Annotated in this window: 16 protein-coding genes and 1 tRNA gene; 12 read left to right on the top strand and 5 right to left on the bottom strand. The window is 67.4% G+C overall.

What is annotated here, in order from left to right:
* Positions 1 to 50: 50 nt before the first annotated feature.
* A complete protein-coding gene (locus ABGB08_RS36580) occupies positions 51 to 1,058 on the bottom strand; it encodes a TetR family transcriptional regulator (RefSeq protein WP_347600275.1) in 1,008 nt (335 codons plus the stop codon).
* 91 nt (positions 1,059 to 1,149) lie between these two features.
* Positions 1,150 to 2,091, bottom strand: a complete 942-nt coding sequence (locus tag ABGB08_RS36575) for an acyl-CoA desaturase (RefSeq protein ID WP_155358647.1) — start codon at positions 2,089 to 2,091, stop codon at positions 1,150 to 1,152.
* A gap of 249 nt (positions 2,092 to 2,340) precedes the next feature.
* Between ABGB08_RS36575 and ABGB08_RS36570 the strand changes: the two genes are divergently transcribed.
* The 5 genes from ABGB08_RS36570 to pth all read left to right on the top strand — a co-directional run bounded on the left by ABGB08_RS36570 (position 2,341) and on the right by pth (position 6,511).
* Positions 2,341 to 2,413 (top strand) — tRNA-Gln (locus tag ABGB08_RS36570).
* A gap of 150 nt (positions 2,414 to 2,563) precedes the next feature.
* Entirely contained in the window at positions 2,564 to 4,006 is a 1,443-nt protein-coding gene (gene glmU, locus ABGB08_RS36565; RefSeq protein WP_347600271.1) for a bifunctional UDP-N-acetylglucosamine diphosphorylase/glucosamine-1-phosphate N-acetyltransferase GlmU, read from the top strand.
* Between the two features lie 74 nt (positions 4,007 to 4,080).
* Positions 4,081 to 5,058 (top strand): ribose-phosphate diphosphokinase, encoded by a 978-nt coding sequence (locus tag ABGB08_RS36560; protein ID WP_347600268.1) that lies wholly within the window; start codon positions 4,081 to 4,083, stop codon positions 5,056 to 5,058.
* Between the two features lie 93 nt (positions 5,059 to 5,151).
* Positions 5,152 to 5,763, top strand: coding sequence for a 50S ribosomal protein L25/general stress protein Ctc (locus ABGB08_RS36555; RefSeq protein ID WP_347600265.1), 612 nt, complete (start codon positions 5,152 to 5,154; stop codon positions 5,761 to 5,763).
* Positions 5,764 to 5,902: 139 nt separating this feature from the next.
* Positions 5,903 to 6,511, top strand: a complete 609-nt coding sequence (gene pth, locus ABGB08_RS36550) for an aminoacyl-tRNA hydrolase (protein ID WP_347600262.1) — start codon at positions 5,903 to 5,905, stop codon at positions 6,509 to 6,511.
* On the opposite strand, the gene ABGB08_RS36545 is transcribed toward pth, so the two are convergent.
* On the bottom strand, positions 6,508 to 7,077 hold the full coding sequence (locus tag ABGB08_RS36545) for a 3'-5' exoribonuclease (RefSeq protein ID WP_347600259.1): 570 nt from the start codon (positions 7,075 to 7,077) through the stop codon (positions 6,508 to 6,510). The genes pth and ABGB08_RS36545 overlap by 4 nt on opposite strands.
* 184 nt (positions 7,078 to 7,261) lie before the next feature.
* On the opposite strand from ABGB08_RS36545, the gene ABGB08_RS36540 reads away from it, so the two are divergent.
* The 7 genes from ABGB08_RS36540 to ABGB08_RS36510 all read left to right on the top strand — a co-directional run bounded on the left by ABGB08_RS36540 (position 7,262) and on the right by ABGB08_RS36510 (position 14,292).
* Entirely contained in the window at positions 7,262 to 8,602 is a 1,341-nt protein-coding gene (locus ABGB08_RS36540; protein ID WP_347600448.1) for a sugar transferase, read from the top strand.
* A gap of 2 nt (positions 8,603 to 8,604) precedes the next feature.
* Complete coding sequence (locus ABGB08_RS36535) at positions 8,605 to 9,366, top strand: 3'(2'),5'-bisphosphate nucleotidase CysQ (RefSeq protein ID WP_347600256.1); 762 nt, start codon at positions 8,605 to 8,607, stop codon at positions 9,364 to 9,366.
* Positions 9,367 to 9,392: 26 nt separating this feature from the next.
* Entirely contained in the window at positions 9,393 to 10,307 is a 915-nt protein-coding gene (gene cysD / locus ABGB08_RS36530; RefSeq protein WP_347600254.1) for a sulfate adenylyltransferase subunit CysD, read from the top strand.
* A complete protein-coding gene (gene cysN / locus ABGB08_RS36525; RefSeq protein WP_347600251.1) occupies positions 10,307 to 11,551 on the top strand; it encodes a sulfate adenylyltransferase subunit CysN in 1,245 nt (414 codons plus the stop codon). The genes cysD and cysN overlap by 1 nt, the downstream gene beginning before the upstream one ends.
* 107 nt (positions 11,552 to 11,658) lie before the next feature.
* Positions 11,659 to 12,552 (top strand): sulfotransferase, encoded by an 894-nt coding sequence (locus tag ABGB08_RS36520; protein WP_347600248.1) that lies wholly within the window; start codon positions 11,659 to 11,661, stop codon positions 12,550 to 12,552.
* 16 nt (positions 12,553 to 12,568) lie between these two features.
* Positions 12,569 to 13,462: a glycosyltransferase family 2 protein gene (locus tag ABGB08_RS36515; RefSeq protein ID WP_347600245.1), complete on the top strand. Its 894-nt coding sequence runs from the start codon at positions 12,569 to 12,571 to the stop codon at positions 13,460 to 13,462.
* Complete coding sequence (locus tag ABGB08_RS36510; RefSeq protein WP_347600242.1) at positions 13,462 to 14,292, top strand: WecB/TagA/CpsF family glycosyltransferase; 831 nt, start codon at positions 13,462 to 13,464, stop codon at positions 14,290 to 14,292. Before ABGB08_RS36515 ends, ABGB08_RS36510 begins: the two co-directional genes overlap by 1 nt.
* A 104-nt stretch (positions 14,293 to 14,396) precedes the next feature.
* Here the strand turns inward: ABGB08_RS36510 and ABGB08_RS36505 are convergent, their stop codons facing one another.
* Both ABGB08_RS36505 and ABGB08_RS36500 read right to left on the bottom strand, forming a co-directional pair.
* Complete coding sequence (locus ABGB08_RS36505) at positions 14,397 to 15,269, bottom strand: sulfotransferase (protein WP_347600239.1); 873 nt, start codon at positions 15,267 to 15,269, stop codon at positions 14,397 to 14,399.
* Positions 15,266 to 16,279, bottom strand: coding sequence for an MATE family efflux transporter (locus tag ABGB08_RS36500; protein ID WP_347600236.1), 1,014 nt, complete (start codon positions 16,277 to 16,279; stop codon positions 15,266 to 15,268). The genes ABGB08_RS36505 and ABGB08_RS36500 overlap by 4 nt, the downstream gene beginning before the upstream one ends.
* Positions 16,280 to 16,380 lie beyond the last annotated feature (101 nt).

The raw sequence follows: 16,380 nt of genomic DNA, 5'->3' as shown, positions 1-16,380 counted from the left end.
GGGCGGAGCCCGAGGGAAAACAGAGGGCTGGGTGGGTGGGAGAACTACCCCTACTGGGGTTCCACGTCCGCGAGGCGGGCTTCTAGTTCGGCTTGGCGGGCTTCGAGGGCGCGGAGGCGTTCCTGCTCGCGATGTTCGCGTTCGCGTTGCTTCTCGAGCTCGCGCTGCAGCTTCTCGTGTTCCTTTGCCTCGCGTTCACGTTGCTTGTCGAGCTCACGCTGAGCCTTCTCCTGCTCCTTGAGCTCGCGTTCACGCTGCCGCTCCAGCTCCTTGGCCTCGCGTTCCCGCTGCTTTTCGAGCTCCCGGCGCAACTTCTCCTGCTCCTTGAGCTCCCGCTCCCGCTGCTTACCCAGCTCCTTGAGCTCCTTGTCGCTGAGCTCCTTCCCCGGCATTTCAGGAACAAGGCCCGGAGAGAGGACAAGCCCACGCGACGCACTCGTCAGCCGCGGATTCGGGTCTAAACTCGTGAGACCGTTCCAGCAGAGATTCACCAGATGAGCGGCCACGTCCTCGCGGCTCGGCTTACGCACATCCAGCCACCACTGCCCGGTCAGAGCGACCATGCCGACGAGCATCTGCGCATACATCGGAGCAAGCTTCGGGTCGTACCCACGCTCCACGAACTCGTCGGCCAGCACATCCTCCACCTGGCTGGCGATGTCACTGAGCAGGCTGCCAAAGGTCCCCGTCCCAGAAGCCGCATGCGAGTCACGAACCAGGATCCGGAACCCCTCGCTGCTCTCCTCGATGTACTGCAAGAGCGCCAGCGCCGCCCGCTCCAGCTTGACCAGCGAATGCGACGCCGACAGCGCCTGCGTCACCAGGCTGAGCAACCGCTGCATCTCCCGGTCGATGACGACCGCGTAGATCCCTTCCTTGCCCCCGAAATGTTCGTACACCACGGGCTTCGACACCTTCGCGTGAGCTGCGATCTCCTCCACCGACGTCCCGTCGAAGCCCTTCTCCGCGAAGAGCGCGCGACCGATATGGATCAACTGCTCGCGCCGCTCGGCGCCGGTCATGCGTCTGCGGGATCTGGGTTCGGTCACGGGTTCCATAATGGCGGTCCCCGTGGAATCCGTCCCATTCGGGGATGGAAGACGTACGGCTACCACGATCTCCGCGGTAGCCGTACGAGAATTGCCTGGGTCAGCCAAGGCGCTTCGCCGCCAGTCTCTCGGGGACGGGCCAGCGCACGTCGTACACCCAGCCGAGCTTCTCGAAGATGCGGATCGTGCCCGCGCTGAGGTCGATCTGGCCCTTCAGGGCGCCGTGCCGGGCGCAGGTGGGGTCGGAGTGGTGCAGGTTGTGCCAGGACTCGCCGAACGAGGGGATGGCCAGCCACCAGACGTTTCGCGACTTGTCGCGGACTTCGAAGGCTTCGTCGCCGAAGACGTGGCAGATCGAGTTGATCGACCACGTGACGTGGTGCAGCAGGCCGATCCGGATCACGGTGCCCCAGAAGAACGCGGTGGCCGCGCCCTGCCAGGACCAGGTGATCAGGCCGCCGAGGACGGCCGGGAGGACCAGAGAGGTGATCGCCAGAGTGGGGAAGAGCTTGTGGAGCCTGATGACATCCGGGTCTTTGACCAGGTCCGGGGCATACTTCTCCCGGTTTGTACGGTGTGTCTCGAACAACCAGCCCATGTGGGCCCAGAGCAGGCCCTTGGTGATGGCCCAGAAGCCGGTCCCGAAGCGCCACGGCGAGTGCGGATCGCCGTCCTTGTCGGAGAACTTGTGGTGCTTGCGGTGGGTAGCGACCCAGTCGAGCACCGACATCTCCAGGGAGAGGCTCCCCGCGATGCCGAGCGCGATCTTCATCGGGCGCTTGGCCTTGAACGAGCCGTGGGTGAAGTAACGGTGCAGACCGACCGTCACCCCCAGGCCGGTGACCACGTAGAAAACAAAGCCGATCGCGACGTCGATCCAGCTGAGCAGGCCCCAGCTCCAGGCCATCGGCACGGCGACGGCGAGTGCCACCAGCGGCGCCCCGACGACGAAACCGAAGGTGATGAGCTCGGGAAGGGTCTTCGGTTCGGGGTCGATGTCCGGTTTCGGCTGCGGAGCGGCTCGCTCCGTTACAACGGTCATGGGCTACCTCGCGGTCGTGGGATTACTGCCTACGCTACCGTAACTTACGCCATCGTAAGTAAGGAAGCCCTAAGTTGTGACTGTATGGAACATGACCGTTGAAAGTCCATCTCGTGGCGCTCCCCCGACTTGTCGAACAACACGAACTCTGTTATGGAACGACGGGCGACACAGCGCGCGGATATCACAACGCGTCTTGGGATCGGTCCCGGTAAGGTGGTGGCTGATCGAACCGGTTGGTTCGAGCTATCCGGCGTTGGGTAATTGGCAGCCCGCCAACCTTTGGAGTTGGTTTGTCCTGGTTCGAGTCCAGGCGCCGGAACGCGGTGGGGGTGGTGTGCCGGGTGTGATCGGTGCCCGGCCAGGTAAGCTCACGTTGTCGAGTGGGTGACCGTGCGGTGCCTTGGCGGTAGCCGCACAGCATCCTGATCTAAGAGCCGTCTCACCAGCGGATCCGAGGGAGCTCCCACAAGTGAGTGCGCCGCGCCCGGCCGCCGTCATCGTCCTCGCCGCGGGCGAGGGCACGCGGATGAAGTCGAAGACCCCGAAAGTTTTGCACGAGCTTTGTGGTCGCTCCCTGGTCGACCACATGCTCGCCGTCGCCCGGGGCCTCAACCCCGACAAGTTGATCGTCGTCATCGGCCATGCGCGCGAGCAGATGGAGGCCCATCTGGCCCGGACCTCGCCCGACGCGCGCCAGGTCGTCCAGGAACAGCAGAACGGCACAGGACACGCGGTCCGCACGGTCCTGGAGGCGGTCGGCACCATCGACGGAACGGTCCTGGTGACCTACGGCGACACGCCGTTGCTGCGCACCGAGACCCTCACCGCCCTGCTGGCCAGGCACGCCGACGACGCCAACGCGGTCACCGTGCTGACCGCGAAGGTCCCGGACCCGACCGGTTACGGAAGGATCGTCCGGGATGCCACCGGCGCGGTCCTGGAGATCGTCGAGGAGAAGGACGCCACGCCCGACCAGCGCGCCATCACCGAGATGAACTCGGGGGTGTACGCGTTCGACGGCCTCCTCCTCGCCGACGCCGTCAAACGTGTCTCCACTTCCAACGCGCAGGGCGAGGAATACCTCACCGACGTGCTGTCGATCCTCCGCGAGGAGGGCCACCGCGTCGGCGCCCACATCGCGGTCGACTACGTCGAGGTCGAGGGCGTCAACAACAAGGTCCAGCTGGCCTTCGCCCGCCGGGTGCTCAACGAGCGCATCCTGCACGCCCACATGCTCAACGGCGTGACCGTGATCGACCCCGCCAGCACCTGGATCGACGCCGACGTCACCCTGGAGGCCGACGCGGTGATCCACCCCGGCACCCAGCTGCACGGCGCGACCCGGATCGGCGCCGGCGCCGAGATCGGCCCCGGCACCACGCTCACCGACACGATCGTGGGCGAGGAGGCGGTCGTCCGCAACGCCGTCTGCTTCAGCTCCGAGATCGGCCCGCGCGCCTCGGTCGGCCCGTTCGCCTACCTGCGGCCCGGCACCCGCCTCGGCGTGAAGGGCAAGATCGGCACGTTCGTGGAGACCAAGAACGCCACCATCGGCGAAGGTTCCAAGATCCCCCATCTCAGTTACGTCGGCGACGCCACCATCGGCACCGGATCCAACATCGGCGCCGGGTGCGTGTTCGTGAACTACGACGGTGTCACGAAAAGTCACACAACGGTGGGCGATCATGCCCGGGTCGGTAGCGACAACATGCTGGTCGCCCCGATTCACGTCGGCGACGGCGCGTACACGGCGGCGGGCTCGGTGCTCGTCAACGACGTGCCGCCGGGCGCGATGGCCGTGGCCAGGAGCCGCCAGCGCAATGTCGAAGGCTGGGTGCTCCGCCGCCGGGTAGGTACGGCTTCCGCGGAAGCAGCCCAGCGGGCGCTCGATTCCGGGCAGGCCCCAGCGTGAAGCAGTACGGATCGGATCAAGGCGCGGTCTACCGCGTATCACCGGTTTATCCCGGGCCAGGAGGAGCAAGCCGCATGAGTGGGATTCAGACGATGGGTCAGAAGAACCTGATGTTCTTCTCCGGTCGGGCGTATCCGGAACTCGCCGAAGAAGTCGCGAAGAACCTCGCGGTGGAGATCACTCCCACCGCGCTCCGCGACTTCGCCAACGGTGAGATCTACGTCCGCTACCTGGAGTCGGTACGGGGCTGCGACGCGTTCATCATCCAGAGCCACACCGCCCCGATCAACAAGTGGATCATGGAACAATTGATCATGGTGGACGCGCTGAAACGCGCCTCCGCCAAACGGGTGACCGTGATCATGCCCTTCTTCGGGTACGCCCGCCAGGACAAGAAGGGCAGAGGCCGCGAGCCCATCACCGCCCGCCTGATGGCCGACCTGTTCAAGCAGGCCGGCGCCGACCGCCTGATGTCCATCGACCTGCACACCTCGCAGATCCAGGGCTTCTTCGACGGCCCGGTGGACCACCTGTTCGCGATGCCGATCCTGATCGACTACCTGCGCGACAAGGTCGACCCGGCCACCACCACGATCGTCTCGCCGGACACCGGCCGGGTCCGCCTGGCCGAACGCTGGTCGGACTCGTTGCGTACTCCGGTCGCCTTCATCCACAAGCGCCGCGACCTGGACGTGGCCAACCAGGTGAAGGTCAACGAGGTGGTCGGCAAGGTCCGCGGCCGCACCTGCGTGCTGATCGACGACATGATCGACACCGGTGGCTCGATCTGCAAGGCCGCCGACGCCCTCTACGACCACGGCGCCACCAACGTGGTCGTGGCCGCCACCCACGCCGTGTTCAGCGAACCCGCCGTGGACCGATTGAAGAACTCGCGGATCTCCGAGGTCGTCGTCACCAACACGCTGCCGATCCCGGAGGCGGCGCGCTTCGACAAGCTCACCGTGCTGTCGATCGCGCCGCTGATCGCCCGCGCCATCACCGAGGTCTTCACCGACGGTTCGGTGACGAGCTTGTTCGAGGGAGACTCGTAAGCCGATAGACTGCATTAGTTGCGCTCGTAACGCCTTCCGCTAGGGCGGGTGAGGGGGAGCGCGTCACCCATCGATTTCCCTAGGAGATGTGCCGTGTCCGAAGTCATCATCACCAGCGAAACCCGCGACACGTTCGGCAAGGGCGCCGCCCGCGCCATCCGCCGCGCCAACCGCGTCCCCGCCGTTCTGTACGGCCACGGCACCGAGCCCCGCCACCTGAGCCTGCCGGGCCACGAGCTCCTGCTCGCGCTCCGCACCCCCAACGTGCTGATCAAGCTGGAGGGCGCGGTCACCGAGCTGGCCCTGCCCAAGGGCGTGCAGCGCGACCCGATCAAGGGCTTCCTCGAGCACGTCGACCTGCTCCTGGTCAAGCGCGGCGAGAAGGTCGTCGTCGAAATCCCGGTCACCGTGGTCGGCAACGTCGTCAACGGCGCGATGCTCGACCAGCAGATGGTCCAGGTCCAGGTGGAGACCGAGGCCACCCACATCCCGACCGGCGTCGAGGTGGACGTCGAGGGCAAGGACGCGGGCTTCGACCTGTTCGCCGCCGACCTGCCGCTCCCCGCCGGAACGACCCTGGTCGGCGACCCCGAGGCGCTGATCCTGCACGTGATCTCCGCTCCCACGGCCGAACTCCCCGAGGAGCCCGAGGCGGCCGAGCCGACCGCCCCCGCCGAGGCCCCCGAAGCGGCCCCCGCCGAGTAACCAGACCACGACGAAAGCCCCATCCGACAATTCCTGCCGTGTGGGGCTTTCGGCATCGCGGTCAACGTCCTCCGCAACACTCGCCGCCACCGGAACGTCGTTAGAGTTCGAGGATCTAGGCTGGAGCCTGCGCGACGGAATGAGACGGGGAGACGTAGTGGATCGTTGGCTAGTGGCCGGGTTGGGTAATCCTGGTCCGGAATATGCGGCCAACCGGCATAACGCGGGATTCATGGTGGCCGATGAGCTGGCCGTTCGGGTCGGTGGCCGATTCAAGGCGCACCGGGCCCGGGCCGAGGTTGTGGAGGGGCGGTTGGCCGGAGCCTCCGTGGTCCTCGCGAAGCCTCTGTCGTTCATGAACCTTTCTGGCGGGCCGGTGAAGGCACTGGCCGACTTCTACAAGACCACGCAGCTCATCGTCATTCACGACGAACTGGACGTCCCCTATGGCGCACTCCGTACAAAACTGGGCGGCGGTGACAACGGCCACAACGGGCTGAAGTCCATCACGAAGTCGCTCGACACCAAGGACTACCTGCGCCTGCGTTTCGGGATCGGCCGGCCGCCCGGGCGCATGGACACCGCCGTCTACGTTCTCAGGGATTTCGCCACCGCCGAACGCAAGGACCTTCCCTTCCTCATCGACCGCGCGGCGGACATGGTCGAGTCCCTGATCCAGGTCGGCCTGGAACCGACCCAGAACAAGTTCCACGCCGCCGACCTCAACCTCTCCGGCCCGCCGCGCTAGCGCCAGGTCATCAGGTTCTGGAACAGCTCGGCCTGCTCGAGGGCGTCGTCAAGCGCGTGGTGGGAGTGCCGCCGGGTAGACCGCACCTCCTGCGGCATCTGCCGCTTTGTCGCCCACCCAATGGGAACCTTCGCCTTGGCGGCATAAAGCGTCTTTATATCCATGCATCGCGAATGCCCAAACGGCGACACGCCCGCGAACTTCATGAAGTACCAATATATCCACATCCAGTCAAAGGAAAGCGGATACGCAACCAGCACCGGAGTGGATTTCCCGCAGGTCTCCGTGAGCCACTTCGCCGCCGACTTCATGGCCTCCTCCGGATCGCGCCCCTCACGAACCAGCAGGTCACGATCAAGCCCGCTAACAGCCATGGCATCCGGCACGAAATCATCACTGATCGGCCGTAGCTCCGCATAAAACGTGCTCACGCTAGGGTCAAGGCGCTCGAACTCGCGCCCGGTCATCCGCCCAGCCACGGCCATCCCAAAACTCACCATGGAATATGGCCCCGGAATCGGCCCGTCCGCCTCGATATCAACGGAAATGTAGGTTTCGGCTTTCACTGAATTCTCCCCAAGGCAGCGCTAGCATGTCCAGCGGCTAATTAACGGTAGGTATGCGTACGGTTACACGGAGGCATGCGTGAGGGACGGCGAGATGGGGGCGGTCGTCGTCGACCGGGCGCTACCGGTGCCAGAGCGAAAGCTGACGCCGACCTGGACCCTCCGGTATCGGGTGAGTGCCGCCATGTCCGACATCACCTGCGCCTTTCTCGCCGGAGCCGCGGCGGTGGTCCTGCGATTCGGGGAAGTCACTCCGTATGTGGAGCCTTACGTTCTGCTGAGCGGAACCCTGCCATTGTTGTGGGTGATCGTCATGGCCCTCAACCGCGTATACGAACCCCGGCTGATCGGCGTCGGCTCCGAGGAGTTCCGCCGGATCGCCCAGTCGGGCATCGCGATCATCGCCGCCGTGGCCATCGCCGCCTACGTCACCAAGACCGACCTGGCCCGCGGCTACGTCGTGCTCGCTCTCCCGCTCATGACCATTCTGACCCTCCTCGGCCGGTACGGCTTGCGCCGCGGCCTGCACCGCAGAAGATCCCGAGGCCAGTGCATGCGCCGAGTCGTCGCCGTCGGACACCCGGAAGCGGTCGCCGACCTGGTCCGCCTGTTCCGCCGCGAGCGCTACCACGGCATGGACATCGTGGCCGCCTGCCTCCCCGAGGAAGGTCCCGACGTAGGAGTCCCCGTATTGGGCGATTTTTCCGACGTGCCGCTGGTGGTCAACCGCATCAACGCCGACACGGTCGCCGTGCTCGCCTGCCCGGAGTTCGACGGGATCGCGCTGCGCCGGCTGGCGTGGCGGCTGGAGCGCAGCCGTACCGACCTGGTGGTGGCCCCGGCTCTGATGGAGGTGGCCGGTCCGCGCACCACGATCCGCCCGGTGGCGGGCCTGCCACTGCTGCACGTGGAACATCCGGAACTGGCCGGAGTCCGGCGGCTGATCAAGAACGGCTTCGACCGCCTGGTCGCGGGCGTGGTCCTCATCCTGCTGTCACCGCTGCTGCTCGCGCTGGCGATCGCCGTCCGGGCGACGAGCTCAGGCCCCGCCCTGTTCCGCCAGACCCGGGTCGGCCGGGACGGCCAGGAGTTCACGATCCTCAAGTTCCGCACCATGGCCCAGGACGCCGAACACCGGAAGATCCAGCTGGTCAGCGACGCCGACGGGGTGCTCTTCAAGATCCGCAGAGACCCCCGGATCACCCCACTCGGAGCCCGCCTGCGACGTTACTCGCTGGACGAGCTCCCTCAACTCATCAACGTGGTCAACGGCCACATGTCCCTGGTCGGCCCCCGCCCGCCCCTGCCAGAGGAGGTGGCCCGCTACGGTGACGATGTCCGCCGCCGCCTGCTGGTCCGCCCCGGCATGACCGGCCTCTGGCAGGTGAACGGCAGATCCGACCTGTCCTGGGAGGAATCGGTACGGTTGGACCTGCGTTATGTCGAGAACTGGTCCCTGATGTTGGATCTTCAAATCCTCTGGAAGACGTGGTCGGCCGTGGCACGCGGAGCAGGAGCGTACTGAGAATGACGATCAGAGACGACCACGCCCTAGCCGAAGACCTCGCGACGGAGGCAGGCGAGAAGCTTTTACGCCTGCGCGCGCGATATGGCTTCGATGACCCTAGGGCGCTCAAGGACGCGGGCGACCGCGAGTCCCACCGCTTCCTCACCGAGTCGCTGGAACGCCTGCGCCCGAGCGACAGCGTGTTGTCGGAGGAAGGGGACCGGCAGGATCCGGCCCGGCTGAAGGCGAGCCGGGTGTGGATCGTCGACCCCCTGGACGGCACCCGCGAGTTCGGCGAGGCCGGGCGGGCGGACTGGGCGGTGCATGTCGCGCTCTGGGAGAAGGGTGAGCTGGCGGCGGGCGCGGTGGCGTTGCCCGCGCAGGGCCGTACGCTGTCGACCGGCAAGCCCCCCAGGTTGCCGCGCCATGAAGGCCCCCGATTCCGGATCGCGGTGAGCCGCACCAGGCCGCCCGAGTTCGTGCAGAAACTCGCCTATCTGGCCGGCGCCGACCTGGTCCCGATCGGCAGCGCGGGCGCGAAGATCTGCGCGGTGCTCACCGGCGAGGTCGAGGCCTACGTGCACGCCGGTGGCCAGTATGAGTGGGATTCGGCGGCTCCGGCGGCCGTCGCGCTCGCCGCGGGAGCGCACGCCAGCCGCATCGACGGCTCGCCGCTGACCTACAACCAAGCCGACCCGTCCCTGCCCGATATCCTGGTCTGCCTACCGGATCTGGCGCCGACGTTGCTCGCCGGCATCCGTGACCTGCATCGGCCTGTGTAACCATCCCCAATCTTAGGAAGCCCCCAATGCTTCAGCGCGACTACACGACGTCGCAGCTCGACGTCCTCGAAGCCGAGGCGATCCACATCATGCGTGAGGTCGCGGCCGAGTTCGAGCGCCCCTGCCTGCTCTTCTCCGGTGGCAAGGATTCGATCGTGATGCTGCGCATCGCGGAGAAGGCGTTCTGGCCGGCGCCGATCCCGTTCCCGCTCATGCACGTGGACACCGGCCACAACTTCAGCGAGGTCATCGACTTCCGGGACCGGCGGGTGGCCGAGCTGGGCGCGCGGCTGGTGGTGGCGTCGGTGCAGGACTCGATCGACGCCGGGCGGGTGGTCGAGGAGACCGGGCGGCGGGCGTCGCGGAACCGGCTGCAGACGACCACGCTGCTGGACGCGATCGAGGAGCACGAGTTCGACGCGGTGTTCGGCGGCGCGCGCCGGGACGAGGAGAAGGCGCGGGCCAAGGAGCGGGTGTTCTCGTTCCGGGACGACTTCGGGCAGTGGGACCCGAAGAACCAGCGGCCCGAGCTGTGGAACCTCTACAACGCGAAGATCCGCAAGGGCGAGCACATCCGGGTGTTCCCGCTGTCCAACTGGACCGAGCTCGACATCTGGGACTACATCGGCCGGGAGGGCATCGAGATCCCGACGATCTATTTCGCCCACACCAGGAAGGTGTTCGAGCGCGACGGCATGCTGCTCCCCGAGTCGGACGTGCTGGAGCGCGGCGACGACGAGCCGCTGTTCGAGGCGATGGTGCGCTACCGCACGGTCGGCGACATCACCTGCACGGGCGCGGTCCACTCCACGGCCGCCACGGTGAGCGAGATCATCGAAGAGATCGCGGTGACCAGGATCACCGAACGCGGCGCCACCCGGGCCGACGACCGGGCCTCCGAGGCGGCGATGGAAGACCGCAAGAAGGAAGGGTACTTCTGATGGACATCCTTCGGTTCGCCACCGCCGGATCCGTGGACGACGGCAAGTCCACGCTGATCGGCCGCCTGCTTTTCGACTCCAAGGCCATCTTCGAGGACCAGCTGGAAGCCGTCGAGCGCACCAGCCGGGACCGCGGCACCGAATACACCGACCTCTCGCTGCTCACCGACGGCCTGCGCGCCGAACGCGAGCAGGGCATCACCATCGACGTGGCCTACCGCTACTTCGCGACGCCCAAGCGCAAGTTCATCATCGCCGACACGCCCGGGCACATTCAGTACACCAGGAACATGGTCACCGGCGCCTCCACGGCCGACCTGGCCATCATTCTGATCGACGCGCGCAAGGGCGTACTAGAACAGTCGCGGCGGCACGCGTTCCTGACCACGCTGCTGCGGGTGCCGCACCTGGTGCTCGCGGTCAACAAGATGGACCTGGTCGACTACTCCGAGGAGCGGTTCGAGGAGATCCGCGAGGAGTTCACCTCGTTCGCGTCCAAGCTCAACGCCAGCGACCTGACCTTCATCCCGATCTCCGCGCTGCACGGCGACAACGTCGTCTCCCGCTCGGAGAACATGCCGTGGTACCAGGGCACCTCGCTCCTGCACCACCTGGAGAACGTGCACATCGCCTCCGACCGCAACCTGGTCGACGTGCGCTTCCCCGTGCAGTACGTCATTCGCCCGCACAAGACGGAATTCCACGACTACCGAGGCTATGCCGGGCAGGTCGCGGGCGGCGTGCTCAAGCCGGGCGACGAGGTCATGCACCTGCCGTCCGGGATGGCCACCAGGATCGCCTCGATCGACACCTTCGACGGTCCGGTGGACGAGGCGTTCCCGCCGATGGCGGTCACCCTGCGCTTCGAGGACGACATCGACATCTCGCGCGGCGACATGATCTGCCGCCCGCACAACCAGCCGATCGCCACCCAGGAGATCGACGCGATGATCTGCTGGATGGCCGACAGCGTGAAGCTGCGCCCGCGGGCCAAGCTGACCATCAAGCACACCACGCGGACCGCGCGCGCCCTGGTCAAGGACCTGCACTACCGGCTGGACGTGAACACGCTGCACCGCGACGAGACGGCCGCCGAGCTGTCGCTCAACGAGATCGGCCGGGTGTCGCTGCGCATCACCCAGCCGCTGTTCGTGGACGACTACGCCAGGAACCGGCTGACCGGTGGCTTCATCCTGATCGACGAGGCCAGCAACGGCACCGTCGGGGCCGGGATGATCCTCTGATCAGGTAGATCATTTAACGTTCCGTGAACAAGTAGTTACTCTCCGCGCTAGCGTCGGCACGTTCCGTATCCACTTCGGGGGTCGTGCTCGTGTCTGACGCTCAGCCGGTGATCTTTGTGGGAGGGCTCGGCCGCAGCGGCACCACGCTGCTGGAGCGCCTGCTCGGAGAGCTGCCCGGGGTCGCGCCGCTCGGTGAGGTCGTGCATCTGTGGCGGCGCGGCGTGCAGGCCGACGAGCCGTGCGGCTGCCGCCAGTCGTTCTCGCAGTGCCCGTTCTGGCACAAGGTGGGTGAGCGCGCGTTCGGCGGCTGGCGGGCAGCCAAGGCGGAGCGGCTGCAGGAGCTGCGCGGCAAGGTGGACCGGACCCGGCGGGTGCCGGTGTTCGCGTTCGGCCTGATCAGCCGCGAGGCGCTGCTGACCGAATACGTGGCGTCCTACTACCGGATCTACGCGGCCGCCGCTGAGATCGTGAACGGCCGGGTGGTGGTGGATTCGAGCAAGCATGCCTCGCTCGCGTACTGCCTGTCGGCGATCATGGATTTGCAGGTCGTGCACGTGGTGCGCGATCCCCGCGCGGTGGCCGCCTCGTGGCGCAGGAAGGTGGCACGCCCCGAGGACGGCCGGCCGATGGCGCGCTGGACCCCCGCCAGGACCGCCGTGCACTGGGTGGTGCAGAACCTCGCGTACGAGGTGTTACGCGTCAAGGGCGTGCCCGTGCTGCGGGTCCACTACGAGGATCTGGTCGAGGAGCCGACGCGGACGCTGCGCCGGCTGGCCGAACGTCTCGACCTGCCGTGCGGGGATACGGACTTTGCGTTCCTCGTCGACCGGGAAGCCCGCCTTGGCGTCGCCCACACCGTCTCCGGCAACCCGATGCGCTTCGCGGTCGGCCGGATCAGGTTCCGCGAGAACCACGCCGCCCTGCCCTTCCCGCACCGCTGGGCGGTCACCCTGATCACCCTTCCGTTCCTGTTGCGGTATGGCTACCGCCTGACCTACTAGTTCCGGAGAACGAGACATGAACCCGTCCGTCGGCGTTGTCATCCCCACGCGCGGCGACCGGCCGGGCCCGCTGCGCGCCGCGCTCGAAGGCGTGCTGGGTCAGAATCCCGCCCAGGTTGCCGTCGTTTCTGACGGAGGCGATCCGATCGACGTCGCGGAACAGATCGCGGACGTCGTAGCGGCCACCCGTGGCCGGGTCCGGGTGCTGCCCAACCGGCTCAGCCCCGGCCTTCCCGGCGCGCGCAACACCGGCATCGCCGCGCTCACCACCGACCTGATCGCCTTCTGCGACGACGACGACCTCTGGCTGCCCGGCAAGCTGCCCGCGCAGATCGCCGCCCTCGGCGACGCCGAGTTCGCCTCCTGCGCCATCGAGGTGGAGTACGGCTCCCGCGTCGTCCCCCGCACCGCGGGCCGCTCCGAGGTGACCGTGGCCGACCTGGTCAGGTCGCGGATGATGATGGTGCACTCCTCCACATTCCTGTTCCGGCGCGGCGCGCTGTGGGTGGACGAGAGCGCTCCAGGCGGCCAGAACGAGGACTGGGATCTGGCCCTGCGCGCGGCCAGGCGGCAGCCGATCGTGCATGTGGATCGCCCGCTGGTGCGGGTCCGCTGGGGAGGCTCCCAGTATGTGACTCGCTGGGCGGATCGCATCGCCGGGCTGGAGTGGATGCTGGCCAGGCATCCGGAGCTGGCCGCCGACCCGACCGGCGCGGCTCGCGTCTACGGCCAGCTCGCCTTCCACCATGCGGCGCTCGGGCGGCGGCGCGAGGCCGGGCGGTGGGCGCTGCGCGCCTTCTCGGCCCGCCGGGGCGAACTCCGCGCACCGATCGCGCTGGCCGTCGCGACCGGCCTGGTGTCCGCGCACGCCGTGCTCGCGGCCCTGAACACCCGGGGGCACGGCATCTGATGGGGCGCATCCAGTCGCTGCTCGCCATACCCCGGCAGCGTCCGGCGCCGGAGCAGACCGTCCGGCGGCGGCGACGCCGGGTCTCGGTGGCCGGGATCGAGGTCGATCGGCTGACCGAGATCCAGGTCGTGGACCGGGTCGTCACGGCGCTCCGGCGGGGACGCGGGGGCCACGTGATCACGCCGAACGTGGATATCTGCCGGGCTTGCTCGCGGAACTCCGAGTTGCGGGCGCTGGTGTTGAAAGCCGATCTGGCGGTGGCCGACGGGATGCCGCTGGTGTGGGCGGCCCGGCTGCTCGGCCGCCCGCTGCCGGCCCGGATCACGGGAGCCGAGCTGATCTGGTCGCTGTCGGAGGCGGCGGCGTTCTACCGGCTGCCCATCTACCTGCTCGGCGGCCCGCCCGGCGTGGCGGATCGAGCGGCGACCGCACTCTGCGAACGCTATCCCGGCCTCATCGTCGCCGGGGTGGACGCTCCTACGCCCGGGTTCGAGACCGACCCCGAACGCTTCGAGCAGATGCGCAGGGCACTGCTCGACGCGAACCCCCTCCTGGTCTTCGTCGGACTCGGCTTCCCCAAGCAGGACCTGCTGATCGACCGTCTCCGCGCTGACCTACCGGCCACCTGGTTCGTCGGCTGCGGCTCCGCGATCGCCTTCGCCGCCGGTTCGGTACGGCGTGCGCCCCACTGGATGCGCGACCACGGACTGGAATGGCTCTACCGCCTCAGCACCGAGCCCAACCGCCTGGCCCGCCGATATCTGGTCGACGATCTCCCCTTCGCGCTCCGCCTGCTCCTGGTATGCGCGGTACGACGCTTGTTCACCTGACCAGCGACTACGCCCAGGCCCGCGACCTGTTGCAGGCGCTGCACCTGGACCTCCCAGCGGGAATGGGTTCTTCGCGCTTCGCATGCTTCTGGTGGGCGCTTCTTTCAGCTGACCAGGGATCTTACGCGGGAGGCGTCCTCGGGGGAGAGTCGGGTTCGGGCGGCGGCCGTCGCGCTGTCGGTGCGCTGGAACGCTGTCCGGGACAGGCCCGACCAGGTGAAGGCGCGTTCGGTTGAAGGTCCGGTGCAGGCGCGGCGGACGAACTGTGCTGATCGGTCGGTCCAGGTGAGGCCGCACCAGGCGTAGAGGTCGCGGAAGCCGTAGAGGGGGTCGGCGGCCAGGGTTTCGTAGGAGACGACGCGGATGTTCGGGTGCGTGATCGTGTCGGTCACGTCGCGGGCGGCGCGCCAGAGGGCGGCGGCTTTCGCGATGCGGTCCTGGGAGCCGACGTGGTCGCGGAGGGCGAGCAGGTTCGGGTGGTCGCGGATGAGCAGGGGTTGTTCCAGGAGTTCGTGGAAGTACACCGTCCAGCCGAGGTGTTGCCAGCTGCCGGTGAACGTGACCGGGTCGCGGATCAGGATGATTACCCGGCAGTTGAGGCGGGAGGCGAACCAGGCCGCGGAGAACAGGGCGAACGGGTCGTCCAGGAGGGCGCGGCGGCCGAGCAGGCAGCCGAGGGTGAACGCGGTGCCTGTTTTGAGCAGGCGGGCGAGGGCTGCTGGGCGGCGGTTGTGGCGTAGTTCGGCGAGGAAGCGGTAGCGGAGCGCGGTGGTGTCCGTGAACGCGGGGAGCCAGGTTGGTTCGTTGTCTTCGCAGATGTATTGGAACCGGTTGGGGGGTGGGGTGTTGAGGACGCCTGGGTGGTGGCGTTCCGGGTTGAGAGGCTCGTTGACGTAGACGAGTTCGCCGGAGGCGCACAGCATGCGGCCGGTCCAGCTGGTGCCGCTGCGGGGGAGGCCGGTGACGAGAACGGTCATGTCGCCATCCTGGGGCGGAAGCCGTACAGCTGGACTAGGGGGAGGATGTTCTTCACCAGCACGCCGGCGGACCAGCCGAGAGCCGCGCCGAGGGCGCCCAGTGATGGGACGAGGGCGATGTCGAGGGCGACGGTGACTGCCACTGCGGAGATGACGTTGATCAGGCTTGCGGTGGTGCGGCCGGACGCGATGAGGACCACGTCCACCATGCCGCACGCGGTGGCGATCATCATGGTGGCGGAGAGCACGAGGGCGATATCCACACCCTGGGGATAACTTGGTCCGAACAGGCGGAGAACCCAGGGGGCGAGGGCGGCGTAGGCGATCCAGACCGGCCAGGTGATTGCCATCAGCGTCCGGGTGGCCTGCCGGTAGAGCGCTTTCGCCCGGTCATGGTCACCATCGGCGATCGCTCGAATCAGCCGGGGTTGTACGGCCTGCGCGAGACCCTGGCTGACAAGTTGTCCAACCACCTTGAACCGTGTGGCAGCCGTATACATCGCCGCCTCTGCAGGCCCCGCCAACAGGGCGACCACCACGATATCCAGCCGCTGAAACACCGCCTGAACACCACTGGCCACCGACCGAGGCCCGATATACCGCCAGAATTCCCCCCACCCCACCGACCCAAAGGAATCCCTCGAAACCCGAACCCCCGCCAGCACCAGAACCGGCACCGCAGGCAACGCCCAAGCCACCACCAACACCGGCACCGACGCCCCCGCAACCAGCGCACCCCCTACCAGAACAAGCTGCCCAACCGGCTGCACCACTCCACCCAAAACCAACGTCTCCCGCATCGACCCCCGCCCCCGAGTAGCCGCCACCAACACATCCGCCACCACCACAACCGGCAAAACCACCCCCAGCACCCAACTCTCCCCAGCCCTCCACAAAAGCCCCCCGCCAACCAACCCCGAAAGCACCCCCACCGGCCCAAGCGCCACCACAACCATCCGCGCCCGACCTCTCAAAATCCCCCAGCCCAGATTGTTGCCGGGTTCTCCCACCCACCCACCCTTTGTTTCTTCACGCCGCCCTGACCCGCCCCCGCTGTTGCGCCCTTGGGGCTGCGCCCCGTTCCCGCCGTGACGGTCTTGGGGTTCTACCC

This window comes from Acrocarpospora sp. B8E8 (assembly GCF_039871605.1).
Taxonomy (GTDB): Bacteria; Actinomycetota; Actinomycetes; order Streptosporangiales; family Streptosporangiaceae; genus Acrocarpospora; species Acrocarpospora macrocephala.
This window is presented reverse-complemented; position numbering and strand designations above follow the sequence as displayed.

Excerpts from the sequence above, each read along its gene's own strand:
- ABGB08_RS36580 (WP_347600275.1), bottom strand. The coding sequence starts at position 1,058 with ATGGAACCCGTGACCGAACCCAGATCCCGCAGACGCATGACCGGCGCC.
- ABGB08_RS36575 (WP_155358647.1), bottom strand. The coding sequence starts at position 2,091 with ATGACCGTTGTAACGGAGCGAGCCGCTCCGCAGCCGAAACCGGACATC.
- ABGB08_RS36560 (WP_347600268.1), top strand. The coding sequence starts at position 4,081 with ATGAGTGGGATTCAGACGATGGGTCAGAAGAACCTGATGTTCTTCTCC.
- pth (WP_347600262.1), top strand. The coding sequence starts at position 5,903 with ATGAGACGGGGAGACGTAGTGGATCGTTGGCTAGTGGCCGGGTTGGGT.
- ABGB08_RS36540 (WP_347600448.1), top strand. The coding sequence starts at position 7,262 with ATGTCCGACATCACCTGCGCCTTTCTCGCCGGAGCCGCGGCGGTGGTC.
- ABGB08_RS36535 (WP_347600256.1), top strand. The coding sequence starts at position 8,605 with ATGACGATCAGAGACGACCACGCCCTAGCCGAAGACCTCGCGACGGAG.
- cysD (WP_347600254.1), top strand. The coding sequence starts at position 9,393 with ATGCTTCAGCGCGACTACACGACGTCGCAGCTCGACGTCCTCGAAGCC.
- cysN (WP_347600251.1), top strand. The coding sequence starts at position 10,307 with ATGGACATCCTTCGGTTCGCCACCGCCGGATCCGTGGACGACGGCAAG.
- ABGB08_RS36515 (WP_347600245.1), top strand. The coding sequence starts at position 12,569 with ATGAACCCGTCCGTCGGCGTTGTCATCCCCACGCGCGGCGACCGGCCG.
- ABGB08_RS36510 (WP_347600242.1), top strand. The coding sequence starts at position 13,462 with ATGGGGCGCATCCAGTCGCTGCTCGCCATACCCCGGCAGCGTCCGGCG.
- ABGB08_RS36505 (WP_347600239.1), bottom strand. The coding sequence starts at position 15,269 with ATGACCGTTCTCGTCACCGGCCTCCCCCGCAGCGGCACCAGCTGGACC.